The organism is Streptomyces sp. CNZ287, assembly GCF_007827615.1.
The window spans coordinates 13,373-35,497 of record NZ_VISV01000021.1; the positions used below are offsets into that span (position 1 = coordinate 13,373).

20 protein-coding genes are annotated in these 22,125 nt (G+C 74.1%); 15 read left to right on the plus strand and 5 right to left on the minus strand.

From position 1 onward, the window contains the following. Positions 1-34: 34 nt before the first annotated feature. The 4 genes from rimO to FB457_RS29425 all read left to right on the plus strand — a co-directional run bounded on the left by rimO (position 35) and on the right by FB457_RS29425 (position 3,221). A complete protein-coding gene (rimO, locus tag FB457_RS29410) occupies positions 35-1,600 on the plus strand; it encodes a 30S ribosomal protein S12 methylthiotransferase RimO (protein WP_078898466.1) in 1,566 nt (521 codons plus the stop codon). Next, a complete protein-coding gene (gene pgsA / locus FB457_RS29415) occupies positions 1,597-2,199 on the plus strand; it encodes a CDP-diacylglycerol--glycerol-3-phosphate 3-phosphatidyltransferase (protein ID WP_047018425.1) in 603 nt (200 codons plus the stop codon). The genes rimO and pgsA overlap by 4 nt, the downstream gene beginning before the upstream one ends. Further along, positions 2,196-2,762: a CinA family protein gene (locus FB457_RS29420; RefSeq protein WP_047018426.1), complete on the plus strand. Its 567-nt coding sequence runs from the start codon at positions 2,196-2,198 to the stop codon at positions 2,760-2,762. Before pgsA ends, FB457_RS29420 begins: the two co-directional genes overlap by 4 nt. Before the next feature lie 90 nt (positions 2,763-2,852). After that, on the plus strand, positions 2,853-3,221 hold the full coding sequence (locus tag FB457_RS29425; RefSeq protein WP_018838068.1) for a helix-turn-helix domain-containing protein: 369 nt from the start codon (positions 2,853-2,855) through the stop codon (positions 3,219-3,221). Between the two features lie 90 nt (positions 3,222-3,311). Here FB457_RS29425 and FB457_RS29430 read toward each other — a convergent pair whose 3' ends face one another. Then, positions 3,312-4,100 carry a DNA-formamidopyrimidine glycosylase family protein gene (locus FB457_RS29430; protein WP_145783822.1) on the minus strand — a complete coding sequence of 263 codons (789 nt, stop codon included), beginning with the start codon at positions 4,098-4,100 and terminating at the stop codon, positions 3,312-3,314. 148 nt (positions 4,101-4,248) lie between these two features. On the opposite strand from FB457_RS29430, the gene FB457_RS29435 reads away from it, so the two are divergent. Together FB457_RS29435 and FB457_RS29440 are read left to right on the plus strand one after the other, a co-directional pair. Further along, positions 4,249-5,853 carry a sensor histidine kinase gene (locus FB457_RS29435; RefSeq protein ID WP_047018427.1) on the plus strand — a complete coding sequence of 535 codons (1,605 nt, stop codon included), beginning with the start codon at positions 4,249-4,251 and terminating at the stop codon, positions 5,851-5,853. Positions 5,854-5,903: 50 nt separating this feature from the next. Next, entirely contained in the window at positions 5,904-6,557 is a 654-nt protein-coding gene (locus tag FB457_RS29440) for a response regulator transcription factor (RefSeq protein ID WP_047018428.1), read from the plus strand. Between the two features lie 82 nt (positions 6,558-6,639). Here the strand turns inward: FB457_RS29440 and FB457_RS29445 are convergent, their stop codons facing one another. Further along, positions 6,640-11,445: an Lhr family ATP-dependent helicase gene (locus tag FB457_RS29445; RefSeq protein WP_145783823.1), complete on the minus strand. Its 4,806-nt coding sequence runs from the start codon at positions 11,443-11,445 to the stop codon at positions 6,640-6,642. A gap of 47 nt (positions 11,446-11,492) precedes the next feature. Between FB457_RS29445 and FB457_RS29450 the strand changes: the two genes are divergently transcribed. From FB457_RS29450 to FB457_RS29460, 3 genes are all read left to right on the plus strand, one after another. Further along, on the plus strand, positions 11,493-12,344 hold the full coding sequence (locus FB457_RS29450; RefSeq protein ID WP_047018430.1) for an AraC family transcriptional regulator: 852 nt from the start codon (positions 11,493-11,495) through the stop codon (positions 12,342-12,344). Between the two features lie 116 nt (positions 12,345-12,460). Continuing rightward, positions 12,461-13,246 carry an AzlC family ABC transporter permease gene (locus FB457_RS29455; protein WP_047018431.1) on the plus strand — a complete coding sequence of 262 codons (786 nt, stop codon included), beginning with the start codon at positions 12,461-12,463 and terminating at the stop codon, positions 13,244-13,246. After that, positions 13,243-13,551, plus strand: a complete 309-nt coding sequence (locus FB457_RS29460) for an AzlD domain-containing protein (protein WP_047018432.1) — start codon at positions 13,243-13,245, stop codon at positions 13,549-13,551. The genes FB457_RS29455 and FB457_RS29460 overlap by 4 nt, the downstream gene beginning before the upstream one ends. 136 nt (positions 13,552-13,687) lie before the next feature. Here FB457_RS29460 and FB457_RS29465 read toward each other — a convergent pair whose 3' ends face one another. After that, positions 13,688-14,593 carry a hypothetical protein gene (locus FB457_RS29465; RefSeq protein WP_047018433.1) on the minus strand — a complete coding sequence of 302 codons (906 nt, stop codon included), beginning with the start codon at positions 14,591-14,593 and terminating at the stop codon, positions 13,688-13,690. A 90-nt stretch (positions 14,594-14,683) separates the two neighbouring features. Here FB457_RS29465 and FB457_RS29470 point away from each other — a divergent pair, with 90 nt between their 5' ends. Both FB457_RS29470 and FB457_RS29475 read left to right on the plus strand, forming a co-directional pair. Beyond that, positions 14,684-14,878, plus strand: coding sequence for a DUF3046 domain-containing protein (locus FB457_RS29470; protein WP_027752675.1), 195 nt, complete (start codon positions 14,684-14,686; stop codon positions 14,876-14,878). A gap of 183 nt (positions 14,879-15,061) precedes the next feature. Further along, positions 15,062-16,237, plus strand: a complete 1,176-nt coding sequence (locus tag FB457_RS29475; protein ID WP_047018434.1) for an AI-2E family transporter — start codon at positions 15,062-15,064, stop codon at positions 16,235-16,237. On the opposite strand, the gene FB457_RS29480 is transcribed toward FB457_RS29475, so the two are convergent. Together FB457_RS29480 and FB457_RS29485 are read right to left on the minus strand one after the other, a co-directional pair. Further along, positions 16,234-17,658: a sensor histidine kinase gene (locus FB457_RS29480; protein WP_047018435.1), complete on the minus strand. Its 1,425-nt coding sequence runs from the start codon at positions 17,656-17,658 to the stop codon at positions 16,234-16,236. The two genes, FB457_RS29475 and FB457_RS29480, sit on opposite strands and share 4 nt — an antisense overlap. A 12-nt stretch (positions 17,659-17,670) precedes the next feature. Continuing rightward, entirely contained in the window at positions 17,671-18,414 is a 744-nt protein-coding gene (locus FB457_RS29485; RefSeq protein WP_047018436.1) for a response regulator transcription factor, read from the minus strand. Positions 18,415-18,673: 259 nt separating this feature from the next. Between FB457_RS29485 and FB457_RS29490 the strand changes: the two genes are divergently transcribed. The 4 genes from FB457_RS29490 to FB457_RS29505 all read left to right on the plus strand — a co-directional run bounded on the left by FB457_RS29490 (position 18,674) and on the right by FB457_RS29505 (position 22,109). Continuing rightward, positions 18,674-19,453, plus strand: coding sequence for an amino acid ABC transporter ATP-binding protein (locus FB457_RS29490; protein ID WP_047018437.1), 780 nt, complete (start codon positions 18,674-18,676; stop codon positions 19,451-19,453). A gap of 36 nt (positions 19,454-19,489) precedes the next feature. Further along, positions 19,490-20,338 carry a glutamate ABC transporter substrate-binding protein gene (locus tag FB457_RS29495; protein WP_047018438.1) on the plus strand — a complete coding sequence of 283 codons (849 nt, stop codon included), beginning with the start codon at positions 19,490-19,492 and terminating at the stop codon, positions 20,336-20,338. A gap of 116 nt (positions 20,339-20,454) precedes the next feature. After that, positions 20,455-21,126, plus strand: coding sequence for an amino acid ABC transporter permease (locus FB457_RS29500; RefSeq protein ID WP_047018439.1), 672 nt, complete (start codon positions 20,455-20,457; stop codon positions 21,124-21,126). Then, positions 21,123-22,109 (plus strand): amino acid ABC transporter permease, encoded by a 987-nt coding sequence (locus FB457_RS29505; RefSeq protein ID WP_047018440.1) that lies wholly within the window; start codon positions 21,123-21,125, stop codon positions 22,107-22,109. The genes FB457_RS29500 and FB457_RS29505 overlap by 4 nt, the downstream gene beginning before the upstream one ends. Positions 22,110-22,125 lie beyond the last annotated feature (16 nt).

Consider the following 22,125-nt stretch of genomic DNA (forward strand, 5'->3'; position numbering starts at 1 on the left):
GGTTTGCGGGCGCAGGACGAAGTAGGCTGAGCCCATGCCAGAACGCCGCACCGTCGCCCTCGTCACGCTTGGCTGCGCCCGGAACGAGGTGGACTCCGAGGAGCTTGCGGGCCGCCTGGCGGCGGACGGCTGGGACCTCGTCACGGACGCCGCCGCCGCGGACGTCGCCGTCGTGAACACCTGCGGGTTCGTCGAAGCCGCCAAGAAGGACTCCGTCGACGCCCTGCTGGAGGCCAACGACCTCAAGGACACCGGCCGTACGCAGGCCGTCGTCGCCGTCGGCTGCATGGCCGAGCGGTACGGGAAGGAGCTGGCCGACGCGCTCCCGGAGGCGGACGGCGTCCTCGGCTTCGACGACTACGCCGACATCTCGGCGCGGCTGCAGACCATCCTCTCCGGCGGCGGCCATGCCGCGCACACCCCGCGGGACCGCCGCAAGCTGCTGCCGATCAGCCCCGCGGAGCGGCAGGACGCCGCCGCCCGTGGCGCGGCGGCGCTGCCGGGCCACGGCGACCCGGGCGCCGCAGACCCGGCAGACGCTGCTACCGCCGCCCCCGCCGACCTGCCCGCCGGGGTCGCCCCCGCCTCAGGACCGCGGCCGCCGCTGCGCCGCCGGCTCGGCTCGGGCCCCGTCGCCTCGGTCAAGCTGGCCTCCGGCTGCGACCGCCGATGTACGTTCTGCGCCATCCCCTCGTTCCGCGGCTCCTTCGTCTCCCGCCGCCCCTCCGACGTCCTCGGCGAGACCCGCTGGCTGGCCGGGCAGGGCGTACGGGAGATCATGCTCGTCTCCGAGAACAACACCTCGTACGGCAAAGACCTCGGCGACGTGCGGCTGCTGGAGACGCTGCTGCCCGAACTTGCCGCCGTGGACGGCATCGAGCGGATCCGGGTCAGCTATCTGCAGCCCGCCGAGATGCGCCCCGGGCTCATCGACGTGCTGACGTCGACGGAGAAGGTGGCGCCGTACTTCGACCTCTCCTTCCAGCACGCCGCCCCCGAAGTGCTGCGCGCGATGCGCCGCTTCGGGGACACCGAGCGCTTCCTGCAACTGCTGGCGGAGATCCGCTCCCGGGCGCCGGAGGCGGGCGCGCGGTCGAACTTCATCGTCGGCTTCCCGGGCGAGACCGAGCGGGACGTGGAAGAGCTGGAGCGCTTCCTCACCGCCGCGCGGCTCGATGCCGTGGGGATCTTCGGCTACTCCGACGAGGAGGGCACGGAGGCCGCGACGTACGGGTCGAAGGTCGCGCCGGAGGCGGTCGCGGAGCGGCTGGCGCACATGACGCGGCTGGCGGAGGAACTGACGGCGCAGCGGGCCGAGGAGCGGGTGGGGGAGACGGTACGGGTCCTGGTGGACGCGGTGGAGGAGCCCGGTGCGGACCCGGTCGCGGACGCCGGGGAGGTCGCCGGCCGCGCGGCGCACCAGGCGCCGGAGACGGACGGCGTGACGCTGCTGGCCGGCGGGACCGCGCGGCAGGCGGCGCCGGGGGCGCTGGTCACCGCCAAGGTGGTGGCGAGCGAAGGCGTGGACCTGGTGGCGGAGCCGATAGGTGAGCCCGATCGGCGGCGGCCCGGGGAGCCGGCCGAGGAGGCCGCGAGATGAGCCCCGCCCCGGCCGTCGGCCAGGCCGGTCTGTGGAACATCGCCAACGTCCTCACCATGGTGCGGCTGCTGCTCGTACCGGCGTTCGTGCTGCTCATGGCCGCCCACGGCGGCCATGACCCGGCCTGGCGCTCGTTCGCATGGGCCGCCTTCACGGTCGCCATGATCACCGACCTCTTCGACGGGGAGCTGGCCCGCCGCTACGACCTCGTCACCGACTTCGGCAAGATCGCCGACCCCATCGCCGACAAGGCGATCATGGGTGCCGCGCTCATCTGCCTGTCGGCGCTGGGCGACCTGCCCTGGTGGGTGACGATCGTGATCCTGGCGCGGGAGATCGGCATCACCCTCATGAGGTTCTGGGTGATCAGGCACGGTGTGATCCCGGCCAGCCGGGGCGGGAAGCTCAAGACCCTGGCCCAGGGCGTGGCCGTGGGCATGTACATCCTCACCCTCACCGGACCGCTCGCCACGCTGCGCTTCTGGATCATGGCCGCGGCCGTGGTCCTGACCGTGGCGACCGGCCTGGACTACGTCAAGCAGGCGATCGTGCTCCGCCGCAGGGGGCTGGCCGCCGAACGGGAGCAGAGAGTCCAGTGACCACACAGAACACCGACGGGGCCGCGGCCGGCCTGCTCGCCCTGTGCGAGGAGCGCGGCGTCACCCTCGCCGTCGCCGAATCCCTCACCGGCGGCCTCCTCGCCGCCGAGATCACCGCGGTGCCCGGCGCCTCCCAGGCGTTCCGGGGCGCCGTCATCGCGTACGCGACCGACCTCAAGCGCGACGTGCTCGGCGTCGACAGCTCGCTGCTCGCCCAGCGCGGCGCCGTCGACGGCGAGGTCGCCAGGCAGATGGCCGCCGGGGTGCGCTGGCGGCTCGGCGCCGACTGGGCGGTGGCGACGACGGGCGTCGCGGGACCCGATCCGCAGGACGGCCAGCAGCCGGGTACCGTCTTCGTGGCCGTGGCCGGTCCCGAGGGGCGGACCGAGACGCGGTCGCTGAACCTGACGGGCTCTCGCACGGAGATCCGCACGGCGGCCGTGGGGGAGGCGCTGACGCTCCTCCGGCGGCATCTGGACGCGGCACCGAAGGGGCAAGACGGGCGGAAATACCCGGAAAATCCTGATCAGGAGGCCCCGTATTCCTCGCTTGGCGAACGGTGAAGATGACTTCCGTCGCCGCACTGTCACGGTCCGAGGCGGTACGGTGGAGCAGAGAGGATCCGGATCCGAGGTCCTAGGAGGGAGCCACGCATGATTTTGCTCCGTCGCCTGCTGGGTGACGTGCTGCGCCGGCAGCGACAGCGCCAGGGCCGGACGCTGCGCGAGGTTTCCTCGTCAGCACGTGTTTCCCTCGGCTATCTGTCGGAGGTCGAGCGCGGTCAGAAGGAAGCCTCCTCCGAGCTGCTGAACTCCATCTGTGAAGCCTTGGACGTCCGGATGTCCGAGCTGATGCGCGAGGTGAGCGGCGAGCTCGCCCTCGCGGAGCTGGCCCAGTCCGCGGCGGCCACCGAGCCGATTCCCGCCCCTGTGCGGTCGTTCACCGTGACCTCGGTGACGGGAATGCCCGACGAGCGAGTCACCATCAAGGCGCCGAAAGAGCCCGACCCCGTCGCGGCCTGAGCGTAGAGAGCCTGGCACGAGAGCCCGGTCCGCCGTCGGCGGAGCCGGGCTCTCGGCTTGCGTGCGCGGGCGTACGGGCCGTGGCCGCGGTCACCCGCCCGGCTGGCAGCGCGGGCACCAGTACGTCACGCGCTCGTCCGCCGTCTCCCCCTGCGCCCGTTTGCGCACCGCCGTCCCGCAGCGCAGGCACGGCCGCCCGCCGCGGCCGTAGACCCACAGCCGCCGGTCGGGGCGCCGGGAGGGCGTCGTCGTACGGGCCACGCGGTCCCGGTTCGCCTCCAGCAGCCGCCGTGCGGCGGCCACGAGCCGGGCGGGCTCGGGGAGCGCGGCGACCGGTGCGTACGGGCTGACGCCGGCGAGGAAGCACAGCTCCGACTTGTAGACGTTGCCGATCCCGGCGAGATTGCGCTGGTCGAGCAGGGCATCGCCGAGCGGGCGGGCGGGGTCGGCGAGCAGCCGGCGCTCCGCCTCGGCCGGGTCCCAGTCGGGGCCGAGCAGGTCGGGGCCGAGGTGGCCGACGATCCGGTCCTCGGCGGCGGTGCGCAGCAGCTCCAGCACGGGCAGGCGGTAGCCGACCGCGGTGCGGTCGGCGTTGCCGAGGACGGCGCGGATCTGGTGGCCCGGCCCGCCGCGCCACCGCTCCCCGTCCGCGTACGTGATCCAGGCACCCTCCATCCGCAGGTGCGAGTGGAGCGTGAGGCCGCCCTCGACGCGCGTCAGCAGGTGCTTGCCGCGCGGGACGACCTCGGTGACCTCGCGGCCGGTGAGGTCGGCCGTGGCGAGCTTGGGCACGCGCAGGTCGCAGCGGGTCAGCCGGCGGCCCGCCAGCGCCTCGTGCAGCAGGCGGGCGGTGCGCCAGACGGTGTCTCCTTCGGGCACGTACCCCATCGTGCCAGGCGCGGGGGGTACGGCCCCGGCGTACCGGGTGGGGATAGGCCCACCCTGGTCCGGGGTCTGCGGGGGCGGTGCCCGGGGTGCCGCCCGGGACACGATGGGCGGCATGATGAGGACGGAAGCAGGAGGCGGGATGGGCAGGCCACGGCGGTACGCGACCGCGCTGGGGCGCGCCCTCGTGCTGGTGGCGCTCGCCCCGCTGGTGACCCTGGTGCAGGCCGTCATGCTCGCCTCGCTGGTGCTCGCCTTCGGCCTGGGGCTGATGTTCGTCTTCCCCTGGGCCGTCGGCCTCACCCGCGGCGTCGCCAACCTGGCGCGGGCCGTGCACGGCCGCTGGACGGGACGCCCGATCCCCACGGCGTACCTGCCCGCGCCGCCGCATCCGCGGCCCGGTCCGGACGGGCGCTACCGGCATCTGGGCATCAGCTACCGCAGCCCCGCCCTGCCGGAGTTCTTCGAGCGCGTGCACCGGCTGCTCTCCGACCGCGCGACCTGGCGGGACACGCTGTGGCTGGTCGCCGACCCGGTCGTCGGGTTCGCGATGGCGGCGCTGCCGCTGTTCGCCGTCGGCTACGGGCTGGCCGGCATGGCGCTGCCGCTGCTGTGGGACCCGTCCTACCCGGGGGACACCCTCGGGCACTATGCGGGCGTCGAGGTCGCCTCGGAGGGCACCGCCCTGGCGCTCGTGCCCGTGGGCGCGGCGCTCTTCGCGCTCGGGCTGTGGGCCGGGCCGCGGTCGATGGCGCTCCACGCGCGCTGGACGCGGATGCTGCTGGCGCCGACGCGGGCGTCCGAGCTGGCGCTGCAGGTCGCCGAGCTGGACCGGAAGCGCACGGCGGCCACCGACTGGCAGGCGGCGGAGGTGCGGCGCATCGAGCGGGATCTGCACGACGGGCCGCAGGCCCGGCTCGTCGCCCTCGGCATGACGGTCTCGGCGGCGGAGGAGCTGGTCGACGACGACCCGGCGGCGGCGAAGGCGCTGCTCCGGCAGGCACAGGAGTCGTCGTCCATGGTGCTGCAGGAGCTGCGCGGTCTCGTACGGGGCATCCACCCGCCGGTGCTCGCGGAGCGGGGGCTGGGCGACGCCGTACGGGCGCTGGCGCTGGACAGCGCGCTGGAGGTACGGGTCGAGGTCGACCTGCGCGGGCGCCTGCCGGATCCGGTGCAGTCGGCGGCGTACTTCGCGGTGGCGGAGCTCCTCGCCAACGCGGGCAAGCACGCGGGCGCGGACCGGGTGGACATCGACCTGTGGCACCGCGACGGCGTGCTGCGCGCAACGGTCACCGACGACGGGCGCGGGGGCGCGCTGCCGGTGACGGGTGGCGGGCTGCGGGGCGTGGAGCGGCGGATCAAGCCGTTCGACGGGGTGCTGGCGATCAGCAGCCCCGAGGGCGGGCCGACGACGGTCGTGGTGGAGATCCCGTGCCCGCTGGGGGAGGAGTGCTGCGAGCCGGACGACGCCGCTCCGGGTGCGGCGCGGGGAGCGGCGGCCGGGCGCGGGGAGCTGTGGCTGACGGCGCTGGCACCGGTACTGTGTTCCGTCGCGCTGTTCCCGCAGGGGCTGGTCGCGGGGCTGCTGCTGATCTTCGGCACGGACAACAGGTCGTGGTTCCTGGCGCTGTACATGCCGGAGCCGCTGCGCTGGCCGACGGTGCTGGCGATGGTGGCGCTGGGTCTGAGCGGGGTGCCGCCGCTGCTGCGGCGGTGGCGGAAGACCGGCTCGGCGCAGCGGTGTTGACGGGGGGACGCGCGGCCGTCCCGGGTGACGGGGCGGAGAGGAGCGGGACAGTGCGAGTCGTCCTGGCGGAGGACCAGTACCTGCTGCGGGACGGGCTGACGCGGCTGCTCCAGGCGCACGGCATGGAGATCTGCGCGGCGGTCGAGTCCGGGGACGAGCTGCTGGCGGCGCTGCGCGCCGAGCGGCCGGACGTGGCGGTGGTCGACATCCGGCTGCCGCCGACGTTCACGGACGAGGGGCTGCAGGCGGCGCTGGCGGCCCGCCGGGAGCGTCCCGACCTGCCGGTGCTGATCCTGTCGCAGCACGTGGAGCAGTTGTACGCGCGGGAGTTGCTGGCGGACGGCCGCGGGGCGGTGGGGTACCTGCTGAAGGACCGGGTGTTCGCGGCGCGGCAGTTCGTGGACTCGGTGCGGCGGGTGGCCGAGGGCGGAACGGCGATGGACCCGGAGGTCATCGCGAAGCTGCTGGCGAGCAACGCGCGGGACGAGCCGCTGGGGCGGCTGACGCCGCGGGAGCGTGAGGTGCTGGCGGGGATGGCGGAGGGCCGCTCGAACACGGCGATCGCGCGTCAGCTCTTCCTCTCCGAGGGCGCGGTGAGCAAGTACACGACGAGCATCTTCGCGAAGCTGGACCTGCCCCCGTCGGATGACGACAACCGCAGGGTGCGGGCGGTGCTGGCGTATCTGAACGGGCAGGTGGAGTAGGCCCGGAGCGCCCGGGTACGGCGGGGGCCGGTGGCCGGCTCCGGGTCCGGTCGGGTCCGGCCGCCGCACCCCGCTCTCGCCGTCAGGAGCGGATGCGCAGGCCCCGGGGGGTGGCCAGGAAGCCGGACTGCTCCAGGAGCGTGCCCAGGGGGGAGTCCAGGGCCGCGGTCGCGTTGATGCGCTCCACCGTTGCCGTACGGCCCAGGGCGCCGCCGCGGGCCGCCGCCGCGAGCGCATCGGCCGCGGCGGCGAGGCGGGGGTCGTCCGCCGGGGGCCAGGCCAGCAGCGTGCGGCCGCCGCGCTCCACGTACAGCGCGAGGTCGCCGTCCACCAGCACCACCAGCGCACCGGCCTTCCGGCCGGGCTTGTGCGTCGTGCCGGGCGGGGGCTCGGGCCAGGGCAGGGCCGCCCCGTACGCGTTCGCCGGGTCCGCCGCGGCCAGCACCAGCGCCCGCTGCCCGCCGCGCCCGGCCCCACCGGCGCCGTACGGCCGGGGGCCGCCGCCGCGCGGGCGGCCGCCGCCCAGCGTGTGCCCGCCGTACGGACCGGCCGGCCCCTCCTCGTCCACGAAACCGTCGTCCCCCGCCTGCCCTGCCTGCCCCGCCGCCGCGGCTTCCACGGCCCCGCGCTCCCGCGACGTGGCCACCGCCCGCAGCCGGTCCACCGCGCCGTCCATCGCGAACTGCGCGGCGCCCAGCCCCTCCACCACGTACCCGCGGCGGGCCTGACCCGTCTCCTCGAACGCCGACAGCACCCGGTACGCCGCGGAGAAGCCGCCCTCCACTCCCTCCGCCGCCACCGCGCCGCGCGTGACGACCCCGTGCCGGTCGAGCAGCGTGCGGGCCAGCGCGTGCGCGCGGTGCGTGGTGTCCGGTTCGCGCTCGGGCAGCAGCGACCAGCGGCCGGAGACCGTCGGCGGCCCGTTCCGCGACGCCGTGCGCGCGTCACCCGCGACCGCCAGGCTGCCGTAACGCCCGCGCGGCGTGGGCCGTTTCGCGCGGTGCGCGGTGGCGCCCGCGGTGCGGCCCGAGCCGAGGAGGGCGCGCAGCGGTCCCAGGGTGTCGTTCGTCAGCCGCCCGGACCAGGCCAGGTCCCAGACGGCGTCGGCGAGTTGCGCGTCGGTGGCGTCCGGGTGCGTCGCGCGCACCTGCTCGGCGATCTGCCGGAAGAACAGCCCGTACCCGCCGGTCAGCGCGGCCAGCACCGCCTGGTGCAGCGGCGTGACCTCCAGCGGATGCGGCTCGTGCAGCAGCAGCGGGGCGGAGTCCGCGGGGTACAGGGAGATCCAGCCGTCCTTGCCGGGCAGCGCGCCTGCGCCGGCCCAGACCACCTCCCCGGAGTTCGTCAGCTCGTCGAGCATCGTCGGTACGTACCCCGCGACCCGCGACGGCAGCACCAGCTTCTCCAGCGCCGACGCCGGCACCGGCGCGCCCTGCAGTTGCTCCACCGCCCGGACGAGGCCGTCCAGACCGCGGAGGCTGTGCGTGCCCAGGTGCTGCCACTGCGGCAGGAACGCGGCGAGCGCGGCCGGGGCGACGGGCTCCAGCTCCTCCCGCAGCGCGGCCAGCGACCGGCGCCGCAGCCGCCGCAGCACCCCGGCGTCGCACCACTCCTGGCCGATGCCCGCCGGATGGAACTCGCCCTGTACGGTCCTGCCCGCCGCCGCCAGCCGGTGCAGCGCGCCGTCGGTGACCGCCGCACCCAGGCCGAAGCGCGCCGCGGCCTGCCCGGAGGTGAACGGGCCGTGCGTGCGCGCGAAGCGCGCCAGCAGGTCGCCCAGCGGGTCCGCCACCGGCTCGGTGAACGCCTCCGGCACGCCCACCGGCAGCGCCGTGCCCAGCGCGTCCCGCAGTCGGCCGGCATCCTCGACGGCCGCCCAGTGCGCCGTCCCCGCCAGCCGCACCCGGATCGCCCGGCGCGCGCCCTCCAGCTCCCGCACCCAGGCCGGCTCCGCGCCGCGCTCCGCCAGCTCCTCGTCCGTCAGCGGCCCGAGCACGCGCAGCGCGTCCGCGACACCCTCGGCGTCCTTGAGCCGCCGGTCGTCCGTACGCCACTGCAGCTCGCGCTCCAGCTCCGCCAGCACCTCGGCGTCCAGCAGCTCGCGCAGCTCCGCCTGCCCCAGCAGCTCGGCGAGCAGCCGGGAGTCCAGCGACAGCGCCGCCGCCCGGCGCTCGGCCAGCGGCGAATCGCCCTCGTACAGGAACTGCGCCACGTAGCCGAAGAGCAGCGAGCGGGCGAACGGCGACGGCTCCTGCGTCGTCACCTCCACCAGCCGCACACGGCGGTTCTCGACGTCGCCCATCAGCTCGGTGAGCCCCGGGACGTCGAAGACGTCCTGAAGGCACTCGCGCACCGCCTCCAGCACGATCGGGAACGAGCCGAACTCGCTCGCCACCTGGAGCAGTTGGGAGGCGCGCTGCCGCTGCTGCCACAGGGGCGTGCGCTTGCGCGGGTCGCGGCGGGGCAGCAGCAGCGCGCGCGCCGCGCACTCGCGGAACCGGGCGGCGAACAGCGCCGAGCCGCCCACCTGGTCGGTGACGACCTGGTCGACCTCGCCCTTGTCGAAGAGGACGTCGGCCGCGCCGACCGGCGACCGCCCGTCGTCCCCGGCCGCGTCGGCGGCCGTGCGCCCGCCCGCCGGGTCGACGTCCAGCAGGTCGACGTCCAGCAGGTCGAGGCCCATCAGGTCGGTGTCGGGCAGCCGCAGCACGATGCCGTCGTCGGCGTGCATCACCTGGGCGTCCATCCCGTACCGCTCGGTGAGCCGGGCGCCGAGCGCCAGCGCCCACGGCGCGTGCACCTGCGCGCCGAACGGCGAGTGCACCACCACCCGCCAGTCGCCCAGCTCGTCCCGGAAGCGCTCCACGACGATCGTCCGGTCGTCCGGCACGTGCCCGCAGGCGGCGCGCTGCTCCTCCAGATAGGCGATCACGTTCCCCGCGGCCCACGCGTCCAGCCCTGCCGCCCGCAGCCGCTCCTGGGCCGCTTGCCGGTCCATCCCGCTCAGCTCGCGCAGGAACGCGCCCAGCGCCCGCCCCAGCTCCAGCGGCCGGCCGAGCTGGTCGCCCTTCCAGAACGGCAGCCGGCCCGGCACCCCGGGCGCGGGGGAGACCAGCACCCGGTCCCGCGTGATGTCCTCGATGCGCCACGACGTGGTGCCCAGCGTGAAGACGTCCCCGATCCGCGACTCGTAGACCATCTCCTCGTCCAGCTCGCCGACCCGGCCGCCGCCCTTCTTCGGGTCGGCCCCGGCGAGGAAGACGCCGAAGAGGCCGCGGTCCGGGATCGTGCCCCCGGAGGTGACGGCGAGCCGCTGCGCGCCCGGGCGGCCCTTGACCGTCTGCGCCACCCGGTCCCACACCAGGCGCGGGCGCAGTTCGGCGAAGGCGTCGGAGGGATAGCGCCCGGCGAGCATGTCGAGCACGGCCGTGAAGGCCGACTCCGGCAGCGCCGCGAACGGCGCCGCCCGCCGCACGAGCGCCAGCAGCTCCTCCACGTCCCACACGTCCATGGACGTCATCGCGACGATCTGCTGCGCCAGCACGTCCAGCGGGTTGGCCGGGATCCGCAGCGCCTCGATGGCGCCCTCGCGCATCCGCTCCGTGACCACCGCGGACTGCACCAGGTCACCGCGGTACTTGGGGAAGACCACACCGCGCGAGACCGCGCCCACCTGGTGCCCCGCGCGGCCCACCCGCTGCAGCCCGGAGGCCACCGACGGCGGCGACTCGACCTGCACCACCAGGTCCACCGCGCCCATGTCGATGCCCAGCTCCAGGCTGGAGGTGGCGACCACCGCGGGCAGCCGCCCGGCCTTCAGATCCTCCTCCACCTGCGCCCGCTGCTCCTTGGAGACCGAGCCGTGGTGCGCGCGGGCGATCACCGCGGGCGCGCCCTGCGCCGCGCCGGACTGGGCCATGATCCCGGCGGGCGGCGGCGCGTCCTCCGCCACCGGCTCGCCGGCCGCGCGCTCGTAGGCGATCTCGTTCAGCCTGTTGCACAGCCGCTCCGCGAGCCGGCGCGAGTTGGCGAAGACGATCGTCGAACGGTGCTTCTCCACCAGGTCGACGATCCGCTCCTCCACATGCGGCCAGATGGATGGCCGGTCGCCCCCCGCGCCGTCGTCCTGCGCTGGCGAGCCGCCCAGCTCGCCCATGTCCTCGACGGGCACGACCACCGACAGGTCGAACCGCTTCTCCGAAGGCGGCTGTACGACCTCCACCCGCCGCCCGGGGGACAGGAACCGCGCCACCTCCTCCACCGGCCGGACCGTCGCCGACAGGCCGATGCGGCGCGCGGGCCGCGGCAGCAGCTCGTCCAGCCGCTCCAGGGAGAGGGCCAGGTGGGCGCCGCGCTTGGTGCCCGCCACGGCGTGCACCTCGTCCAGGATCACGGTCTCCACGCCGGCCAGCGCGTCCCGTGAGGCGGACGTGAGCATCAGGAACAGCGACTCGGGCGTGGTGATGAGGATGTCCGGCGGACGGTTGGCGATCGAGCGGCGCTCGGCCGCGGGCGTGTCGCCGGAGCGGATCGCGACCCGCACCTCCGGCTCCGGCCGGCCGAGGCGGACCGCCTCCTGGCGGATGCCCGTGAGCGGGCTGCGCAGATTCCGCTCGACGTCCACGGCCAGCGCCTTCAGCGGCGACACGTACAGCACGCGGCAGCGCTTGCGCGCCTCCGCGGGCGGCGGGGCGGACGTCAGCCCGTCGAGCGCGGAGAGGAACGCCGCCAGGGTCTTGCCCGACCCCGTGGGCGCCACGACCAGCACGTCGGAGCCCTCGCCCAGCGCCCGCCAGGCACCCTCCTGGGCCGCCGTGGGCGCGGCGAAGGCGCCCTCGAACCACGCCCGCGTCGCCGGGTCGAACGTCTCCAGCACCGATCTCGCCATGTGAACCATCGTGCACCCGACCACTGACACCCAGCACACTTGTCCCCATGGGGTCGCGTACGGCGCGGGCGTCGGGCGACGCCGATCGCGAGTGGGCCCGGCACTGGCGCTGCACCAGCCTGCCCGGCCTCGACCTGCTGCGCGCCCGCTACGTCGGGCACACCTTCCCCACCCACTCCCACGACGGCTACGTCTTCGGCGCCGTCACCGCCGGGGTGGAGGCCGTCGGCATGCCGGACGGCACGCTCCTCGCCGGCCCCGGCACCGTCGTCATGATCAACCCCGAGGTGCCGCACACGGCCCGCGCGGGCGCCGCGGAGGGCTGGTCGTACGCGACGCTCTACCCGACCTCGGGCCTGGTCGCCGAGGTGGCGGCCGAGGTCACCGCCATCGGGGGCACCGCGGGCTTCGGCGAGACCATGGTCGACGACCCCGGCGGCGCCCGCCTCATCACCGAGGTGCACCGGGCCGCGGAGGAGGACAACCCGCTGGCCGCCGACAGCGTGCTGCGCGTCGTGCTGGCCCGCCTGCTGCGCCGTCACGGCGCGCGGCTCCCGGGGCGCGTGGTGGCGTCCGCGGGCGCGCGGACCGCTGCGCGGGCGCGGGCGGTGCTGTACGAGCGGATGGCGGCGCCGCCGACGCTGGAGGCGCTGGCGGCGGAGCTGGGCACGTCACCGTTCGCGCTGCTGCGCGCCTTCAAGGAGGCGTACGGCACGCCGCCGCACCGCTGGCTGACCGACGCCCGGGTACGGCGCGCGCGGCGGCTGCTGGACGAGGGGCTGCGGCCGTCGGAGGCGGCGGTGACCGTGGGGTTCACCGACCAGCCGCATCTGAACCGGCACTTCACCCGCATCGTGGGCGTGCCCCCGGGGGCGTACCAGCGGGAGCGGGCGGGCTGAGCGGGACGGGTGGCGCGGGACTGTGCGTCACGCGGTCGCGTGGGCGGGTCCGGGCGGGCGGGGTCGCGCAAGAACGTACAAGACCGGTCGGACCCCAGCCGCATAACGTCCGGCGCATGGCCACAGAAGCACAGCCTCCGCCCACCGCAGATCCCGCGCCCGAGGACCGCGCCGCCCTGCGCGACGGCCTCGGGGTCGGGGTCGCCGTCGGGCTCTCCGGGTTCGCGTTCGGCGTCACCGCGGCCGGCGCCGGGCTCAGCGCCGCGCAGGCGTGCGCCATGAGCCTGCTGATCTTCACCGGTGCCTCGCAGTTCGCCCTCGCCGGTGCGGTAGCCGCGGGCGGCGGCCCGTTCGCCGCCGCGGCCGGGGCCTTCTTCCTCGGCGTACGGAACGCGTTCTACGGGCTGCGCCTGGCGCCCATGCTCCGGCTGCCCCGGGCGCTGCGGCCGCTCGCCGCCCAGTGGGTCATCGACGAGACGGCCGTCGTCACCATCGCCCAGCCCACCCGCCGCGCCCAGCGCATCGGCTTCGCCGTCACCGGGCTCACCCTCTACGTCTGCTGGAACGTCACCACCCTCGTCGGCGTGCTCGGCGCCGAAGCCATCGGCGACACCGCCGCCTGGGGCCTGGACGCCGCCGGGCCCGCGGTGTTCCTGGCGCTGGTGGGGCCGATGCTGACCGGGACCGTGGAGCGGGCCACCGCCCTCGTCGCGGTCGCGCTCGTCCTCGGCACGCTGCCGGAGCTGCCCCCCGGGACGCCGGTGCTGGTCGCCGCGCTGGCGGGGCCGCTGGTGCTGGCGCTGCACGGGAGGCGCACGCGCGGGCGCGCGCCGGGTGACCCTCCGGACGGTACGGACCGCACGGACGGCGCGGACGCGCGCGAGGCGGAGGGTGCCGCATGACCACCTGGCTTGCGATCGGGCTGACCTTCGCCGGCTGCTACGCGGTCAAGCTGCTCGGCCTCTCCGTCCCCTCGGGCGCCCTGGAGCGCCCGCTCGTCCGGCGCCTGGCCGCCCTGCTGCCCGTCGCGCTGCTGGCGGCGCTCACCGCGCAGCAGACGTTCGCCGACGGCACCGCGCTGGTCCTCGACGCCCGCGCCGCGGGACTGGCGGCGGCCGGCGCCGCGCTGCTGCTGCGGGCGCCGTTCCTGGTCGTGGTGGCCGCCGCGGTGGTCGTGACCGCGGCGGTACGCGCCGTGGCCGGCTGACCGGCCCCGGGGCGTGCGCGGGCCGGCAAGGGCCGGTGCCCGCGCACGCCCCGGCCTCCGCCGCACGCCCCGGCCTCCGCCGCACGCCCCTGCCCGCCCGTTGCGCCCCCACCACCCGCGCGCCGCCCGTACGCCGTCAGATCCGCCCGTACGCCCGCAGCGTCAGCAGGGCCTCCAGCGTCGCCAGCGGCCGCGCCTCCAGCTCCGCCCCCGGCGACCAGCGCCGCCACGCCACCGGCCAGCCGCCGTCCGCCCGCTGGTTCGCCGCCAGGAAGTCCAGCGACCGCTCCATCTCCGCGTCGCTGAACCACCGCCGCGCCAGCGACGCCGGCCGCCTGGCGAAGTCGTGCGGGTGGTGGTGCTCGCCCGGCGCGCGGCCCTCCGCGGCCGGCTCCGCGTCCGCCCGGGCCGGGTCCAGCAGCACCAGCCGCTCGGCGCGCACCAGCCGGCCCAGGCGGTCCGCGGCGGCCTCGGCGCGCCGCCGGTCGGGCACGTGGTCGAGGAAGGCGACCGCGGCCTCCGCCTCGTACGGACGGCTGCCGCGCAGCGTCTCCACGGCGTGCCAGCAGAAGTCGGTGGCGCGGAAGAGCCAGGCGTGCCAGATGTCGTTGCGGTGCAGCAGTCCCACGACCGGCGCGGTGGTCAGCAGCGCGCTCGGCGGGTCCGCGGGCACCGGCAGCCACGGCGCGGCCGGGTAGCCGCGCAGCGACGGGTGCACGGCGGGCAGGGCGCCGTCGTGGTTGGAGACGGCGGTCAGATAGCGGCAGACGTCCTCCGCGCGGCGGCCGGTGCAGCGGCCGAGGGAGTCGAGGATCCGCAGCGCGTGCGCCGTGTGCAGCGGCTGGCTGCCGGGACCGCGCAGGTCGGGGTCGAGAGCGTGCCCGTAGCCGCCGTCGGCGTTCCGGTACGCTTCCAGCGCCTTCTCCACCCCGTCGGCGTCGGCGGCGCCGGGCACGAAGTGGTGCGCGAACCGGCGCTGCTCCAGTACACGGGCGGTCAGCCAGATGAACTCTGCGGCGCGGACCTGCGGGGAGTCAGCCATGGGGCGACGTTACGAGCACGGCGGGGCCGACCGGGAGGCCAACGGGCCGGGAGCACTCTCACGTGCACGTACGCGCGGGATAATGGACGCATGCGGTTGACGGTCTTCTGGCAGCGGATGCGCGACTACTTCGGCGAGCCCTACGTCGACTCCTTCGCCCGCGACCACGTGATGTCCGAGCTGGGCGGGCGTACGGTCCGCGAGGCGCTGGACGCGGGGTGGGACGCGCGCGACGTCTGGCGCGGGGTGTGCGCGGCAATGGACATCCCGGCGGAGATGCGCTGACGCCGCCGCGGCGGACGTCGGCCAGACTGTTCGTCCATGGCTGCATCATCGGCTGCTTCCGACGGCACCGCCCGCGCACGAGAGACCTCACCGGTCCCGGACGCCCGCACCGCCCCGGACGCCCCGTCCACGCCCGGCACGCCCCCGGGCGACGGCACCCCGCCCGCGAGCCCCCGCGAGCGCATGCCCCCCTGGCTGCCCCGCGCGATCGTCCTCGCGCTGGGCCTCTTCGCCTGCTTCCACGTCGCCGAGTGGGCCTTCCACGAGCTGTACGGGCTGCTGCTCAACATCCTGGTGGCCTTCTTCATCGGGCTGGCCTGCGAGCCCGCCGTCGACCGGCTCGCCGCCCGCGGCATGCGCCGCGGCGCCGCCACCGCGCTGGTCTTCCTCGGGGTGCTGGCGGCCGCCGCGGCGTTCGTCGCCGCCCTCGGGTCGCTGGTCGCCGACCAGGTCCGGCTGATCGTCGAGAACTTCCCCGCCTACGTCGAGTCCCTCGTCGAGTGGATCAACGAGCAGTTCGGCACCGAGCTGCGCGTGGACGACCTCCAGCAGGACTTCCTGAAGTCCGAGGTCGTACGCGACTACCTGCAGCGCAGCGCCGACAACGTCTGGGGCATCTCCACCACCGTCCTCGGCGGCCTCTTCACCGCGCTGACCGTGGTGCTGTTCGCCTTCTACTTCACCGCCGAGGGGCCGCGGCTGCGCCGCGCGATCTGCTCCGTACTGCCGCCTGCGCGGCAGGCCGAGGTGCTGCGCGCCTGGGAGATCGCGGTCGCCAAGACCGGCGGCTACCTCTACTCGCGCGGCCTGATGGCCATCGTCTCGGGCATCGCCCACTACATCGCGATGCTGCTGCTGGACGTGCCGTACGCGCCCGCGCTCGCGGTATGGGTGGGGGTGGTCTCGCAGTTCGTGCCGACCGTGGGCACGTACATCGCCGGAGCGCTGCCCATCCTGCTGGCGTTCACCGTCGGGCCGTGGACGGCGGTGTGGCTGATCGGGTTCGTGATCCTTTACCAGCAGCTCGAGAACTACCTGCTGCAGCCGCGGATCACCGCGAAGACGGTGAACATACACCCCGCCGTGGCCTTCGGCTCGGTCATCGCGGGCGCCGCGCTGCTGGGCGCGGTGGGCGCGCTGATCGCGATCCCGGCGACGGCGACGCTCCAGGCGTTCCTCTCCGCGTACGTACGCCGCTACGAGGTCGACGCCCGCGTCCAGGAGCAGCGCCCCCTGCGCCGCCGCGGCCCCGCCCGGCTGACCCGGATCCGCGCACTGCTGCGCCACCCCGGCGCACCACCCGGCGCGAACCCCGGCCGGGAGCCCGCGGACGCCGGCGACGCACCCCGCGCGCCCTAACCGCCCTCCCGCACGCCGCCCTCCGGCCCCGTGCGCGGCACCGCGATCGTCACCCGGAGCCCCTCCGGCTCGTTGCGTTCATACGAGATACGTCCCCCGCCCGCCGCCAGCAGCGCCCGGGCGATGGACAGGCCGAGACCCGAGCCGGAGACGTTCTGATGCCGTCCGCTGCGCCAGAAGCGGTCGCCGATGCGGCCCAGCTCCTCGTCGGTGAGCCCCGGCCCGCGGTCGGCGACGGCGACCGTCACCTCGTCGCCTGCCGTGTCCACCCGCACCTCCACCTCGCCGCACCGCGGCGAGAACTTCACGGCGTTGTCGACCACCGCGTCCAGCGCGCTGGACAGCGCCACCTCGTCCGCCCAGCCGGTCACGGCCGGGGCGCCGGACAGGAACAGCCGTACGTCCTGTCCCTCGGCCAGCGGGCGCCAGCTCGCGACCCGCTCCGCCGCCAGCCGGGCCACGTCGGTCACCCGCAGGTCGGCGGGGGAGTGCTCGGCCAGCGCCAGGTCCAGCAGGTCGTCCAGCACCCGGGCCAGCCGGGTGCCCTCCGCCTGCACCGAATCGATCTCGGCCGCGGCCTGCGGCGCCTCCAGGCGCAGCAGCTCGATGCGGAGCAGCAGCGCGGACAGCGGGTTGCGCAGTTGGTGGGAGGCGTCCGCGACGAAGGTGCGCTGCTGCTCCAGGACGCTCTCGACGTTGTCCGCCATCTCGTTGAAGGACCCCGCGAGCCGGCGCAGCTCCGGCGGCCCGCCCGCGGCGGCGACGCGGGACTTCAGCCGGCCGGTGGCGATGTCGTGGGTGGCCTTGTCGAGCACCCGCACGGGCCTGAGCACCCAGCCGGTCAGCCGGTACGCCGCCGCCACCGCGACCGTCATCGCGGCGGCGATGCCGGCCCCGAGCCAGAGCCAGCCGGTGAGCGTGCGCGAGCGCATGGCCCCGGTGGGCGAGTCGGTGACCACGACGGCGACCACGTCCCCGTCCCGTACGACCGGGGAGGCGACGGTCAGCCGGTCGTCCTGCCAGGGCCAGACCTGCGGGGGGTCGTGGCTGCGGCGGCCCGCCAGGGACTCCGAGAAGGCCCGGTCCCCCTCGGCGCGGGCCATGGCCCGCCAGCCGGCGGGGGCGGCGGCCATCGCGGAGCGGTCGCGGTAGTAGACGCCGGCGCGGATGCCGTAGAGGTCGTGGTACCGGTGCAGCTCCTCCTGGAGCGCGCGCAGCCGCTCGTCTTCGCTCGGGGGACGGGCCTCGTTGCGGGAGGCGACGTACTGCGCGAGGGATGCGAAGCGGGCGGTGTCGTCGATCCGGTCCACGATCACGCGCTGCTGCTCCTGCCCGGCGATACGGTCGGCCAGCGGGAAGCCGAGCGCGAGCAGCATGCCGGCCATGAGCACGATGAGCAGGGGGAGCAGACGGGTACGCATGGGGAGAGGGCCTCAGCCGCCCGGCGGGGGCACGAGGCGATAGCCGACGCCGCGCACGGTCTCGATGAGCGCGGGCAGGCCGAGCTTGCTGCGCAGGGAGGCGATGTGGACCTCCAGGGTCCGGCCCGTACCCTCCCAACTGCTGCGCCACACCTCGCTGATGATCTGCTCCCGCCGGAACACCACCCCGGGGCGCGCCGCGAGCAGCGCGAGCAGGTCGAACTCCTTGCGGGTGAGCTGCACCTCCGCGCCGCCGACGCTGACCCTGCGGGAGTGGGGCTCCAGCGTCACGGGGCCCACGACCAGCGGCGCCGCGGTCTCGTCGGTCCGCTCGCCGGCCGCGGCAGGACCCGCGCCGCCGGGCCCCGCGGCGGGCTCCTGCTCCGCCGCCGCCGTGCGCCGGGCGACGGCGTGCACGCGCGCGAGGAGCTCGCCCGTGTCGTACGGCTTGACGACATAGTCGTCGGCACCCAGGTTGAGCCCGTGGATCCGGGACCGGACGTCGGAGCGCGCGGTCACCATGATCACGGGAGTGCCGGTCAGTTTGCGGATACGTCCGCACACCTCGAAGCCGTCCTGGTCGGGCAGCCCCAGGTCCAGCAGGACCACGTCGAACGGGGCCAGCTCGCTGTGCAGCAGCTCCTGCAGCGCCTCCTGGCCGCTGTGGGCCATGCCCACCTCGAAGCCGTGCCGGGCCAGCACCGCGGAGAGCGCGGTGGCCACGTGGTCGTCGTCCTCGACGAGCAGCAGCCTCATCGACCCTCCCGTTCCCTCTCTCGCGTATCGTCTCAGCCCGCACACGAATACAGGCGGATGCGGCCCTGCCGCGTCAAGTCCGGCCAGGTCACCCAGCGGTTTCCGTTGTGTGACAGGTACGGAGAGCGGCGCCCCGATTCCGCCCATTGTGTCCGATTGCAGCCGGATCGTTATGCTCAATTTCCCCTCAGATGTGATGACGCTGGTCGCGGCTGCTCACTAAGGTCCAGGCAACCGAAAAGGACGGAGCAAGACGCGGATGACCGAGGTTTCGACGGCCAAGGACGCCGTCCCGGCGGCGGGCGAACCGCTGGTCGTGCTGGACAACGTCAACAAGCATTTCGGTGCGCTGCACGTGCTCCAGGACATCGACCTGACGATCGCGCGCGGCGAGGTCGTCGTCGTCATCGGGCCGTCCGGGTCCGGGAAGTCCACGCTGTGCCGCGCGATCAACCGGCTGGAGCCGATCGACTCCGGCCGCATCACCCTGGACGGCAAGCCCCTGCCCGCCGAAGGCCGTGAGCTGGCGAGGCTCCGCGCCGACGTGGGCATGGTCTTCCAGTCCTTCAACCTCTTCGCCCACAAGACCGTGCTGCAGAACGTGATGCTCGGGCAGATCAAGGTCCGCAAGAAGGACAAGGCGGCCGCGGAGACCTCCGCCAGGGCCCTGCTCGACCGGGTGGGCGTCGGCAACCAGGCGGACAAGTACCCCGCGCAGCTCTCCGGCGGCCAGCAGCAGCGGGTGGCGATCGCCCGCGCGCTGGCGATGGAGCCCAAGGTGATGCTCTTCGACGAGCCCACCTCGGCCCTCGACCCCGAGATGATCAACGAGGTGCTGGAGGTAATGCAGCAACTCGCCCGGGACGGTATGACTATGGTCGTCGTCACGCACGAGATGGGCTTCGCCCGCTCGGCGGCGAACCGGGTGGTCTTCATGTCCGACGGCCAGATCGTGGAGGAGACGACCCCCGACCAGTTCTTCACCAACCCTCGCAGCGACCGGGCGAAGGACTTCCTGTCGAAGATCCTGCACCACTGAGCTGCCGGCAACACACCAGACAGAAGGATGCTCACCATGAATCTTCGCAAGGTCAGCGCGGCCGCTGCCTGCGCACTCGCCCTCACCGTCACCGCGGCCGCGTGCGGCTCCGACGACGACAGCGGCGACAACGGTGACGGTGGCGGCGGTGGCAAGGACTCCATCACCATCGGCATCAAGTTCGACCAGCCCGGCCTCGGGCTGAAGGAGCCCGACGGCTCGTACTCGGGCTTCGACGTCGACGTAGCCACGTACGTGGCCAAGGAACTCGGCTACTCCGAGGACCAGATCGAGTGGAAGGAGGCGATCAGTGCCGACCGCGAGACCATGCTGGAGCGCGGCGACGTCGACATGATCGCCGCCACCTACTCGATCACGGACGAGCGCAAGCAGAAGGTCGACTTCGCCGGCCCGTACCTGCTGGCCCACCAGGACCTGCTGATCCGCGCCGACGACGACATCACCAAGGGCGAGGACCTCAACGGCAAGACCCTCTGCTCGGTCACCGGGTCCACCTCGGCGCAGAACGTCAAGGACACCATCGCGCCCAAGGCCCAGCTCGCCGAGCGCCCCGGCTACTCCGAGTGCCTCGACGCCGTCGCCAACGGCCAGATCGACGCCCTGACCACCGACGACTCCATCCTCGCCGGCTACGCCGCCCAGGAAGCCAACAAGGGCAAGTTCAAGCTCGCCGGGCTGAACCTGAGCAACGAGAACTACGGCGTCGGCATCAAAAAGGGCGACGAGAAGATGAAGACCGACATCGACGCCGCCCTGGAGAAGATGGTCTCCGACGGTTCGTGGGAGAAGTTCATGGACGCCAACCTCGGCCCCGCGAACTACGACTTCGAGCCCGCGCCGAAGATCGGCGACATCAAGCAGTGACCCCGCCGCACCGCCGCCCCGGCGGCGGTGCGACCGCACTGTCAGAGCGGTGGTGTGCCGCCCGGCCCGGGTGGGACACCACCGCGTCCACTTAAGGCGAGAGCGCTGGACTGACGTTGGACATCATCTCCGATTACGACACACAGATTCTGGACGCGTTCTGGGTCACCGTGAAGCTCACCCTGCTGTCCGGTCTGTTCTCCCTCATCTGGGGAACGATCCTGGCGGCCATGCGGGTCAGCCCCGTCCCGCTCATGCGGGGCTTCGGGACCGTCTACGTGAACGTCATCCGGAACATCCCCCTCACGGTCATCATCGTCTTCTGCGCCCTCGGCCTCTCCGACGTGTTCGGCGTCACCCTGGGTGCCGGCATCGACTTCGACTCCAAGTTCTTCCGGCTGGCGGTGCTCGGACTGTCCGCGTACACCGCGGCGTTCGTCTGTGAGGCGCTGCGCTCGGGCATCAACACCGTGCCCGTGGGACAGGCGGAGGCCGCCCGTGCCATCGGGCTGAGCTTCACCCAGGTCCTCGGGCTCATCGTGCTGCCCCAGGCGTTCCGGTCGGTCGTCGGCCCGCTCACGAACGTCCTCATCGCGCTCACCAAGAACACCACGGTGGCGGCGGCGATCGGCGTCGCCGAGGCGGCGCTGCTCATGAAGGAGATGATCGAGAACGAGGCCCAGCTCCTCCTCATCTCGGCCATCTTCGCGCTCGGCTTCCTGGTGCTGACCCTGCCGACCGGGCTCTTCCTCGGCTGGGTCGGCAAGAAGGTGGCGGTCAAGCGATGAGTTCCGTTCTCTACGACGCCCCCGGCCCGAAGGCCAAGCGGCGCAACGTCGTCTACACCGTGGTCTTCCTCGTCGTGCTGGCGCTCGGCGTGTGGTGGGTCATCGACAAGCTGAACGAGAAGAACCAGCTCGAATGGGTGCTGTGGAAGCCGTTCTTCACGGATTCCCAGGCATGGACCACCTACCTGCTGCCGGGCCTCGGCGAGACGCTGAAGGCGGCCGGGCTCTCGCTCCTCATCGCACTGCCGCTGGGCGCGCTCTTCGGCATAGCGCGGCTCTCCGACCACGCGTGGGTACGGGTGCCGGCGGGCGCGGTCGTGGAGTTCTTCCGGGCCATCCCGGTGCTGCTCCTGATGCTGTTCGCGAACCAGTTCTACTCCGAGTACACCGACATCAGCAGCGATCAGCGTCCCCTGTACGCCGTCGTCACCGGGCTCGTGCTCTACAACTCCTCCGTGCTCGCCGAGATCGTCCGGGCGGGCATCCTCTCCCTGCCCCGCGGGCAGACCGAGGCCGCCAAGGCCATCGGCCTGCGCAAGGGCCAGATGATGGGCTCCGTGCTGCTGCCGCAGGCCGTCACGGCGATGCTGCCGGCGATCGTCAGCCAGCTCGTCGTCATCGTGAAGGACACCGCGCTCGGCGGCGCGATGATCGGCTTCAGCGAACTGCTCGTCGAACGGCGCACGCTGGCGTCCAACTACTCCAACGTCTTCGCCAGCTTCATCGTCGTCGCGGCGATCTACGTCGTCGTGAACTTCATCCTGACGTCGCTGGCGAGCTGGCTGGAGCAGGTCGTCCGGCGCGGCAAGCGGACCACCGGCGCCGTGGTCGGGGCTACGGCCATCGAGGATCTGAGCGCCGGCGCGGCGGGCGGCGCCTCCGGCATGGCAGCCGGTGCGACCGGCTCTGCGGGCCCTCCGGGCGACGGTGATCCCGGTGGCGGGGGAGACGGGGGAGACGGCGGTGAAGGCCGCCTGACATAGCCCGAGGGGGCGGCCG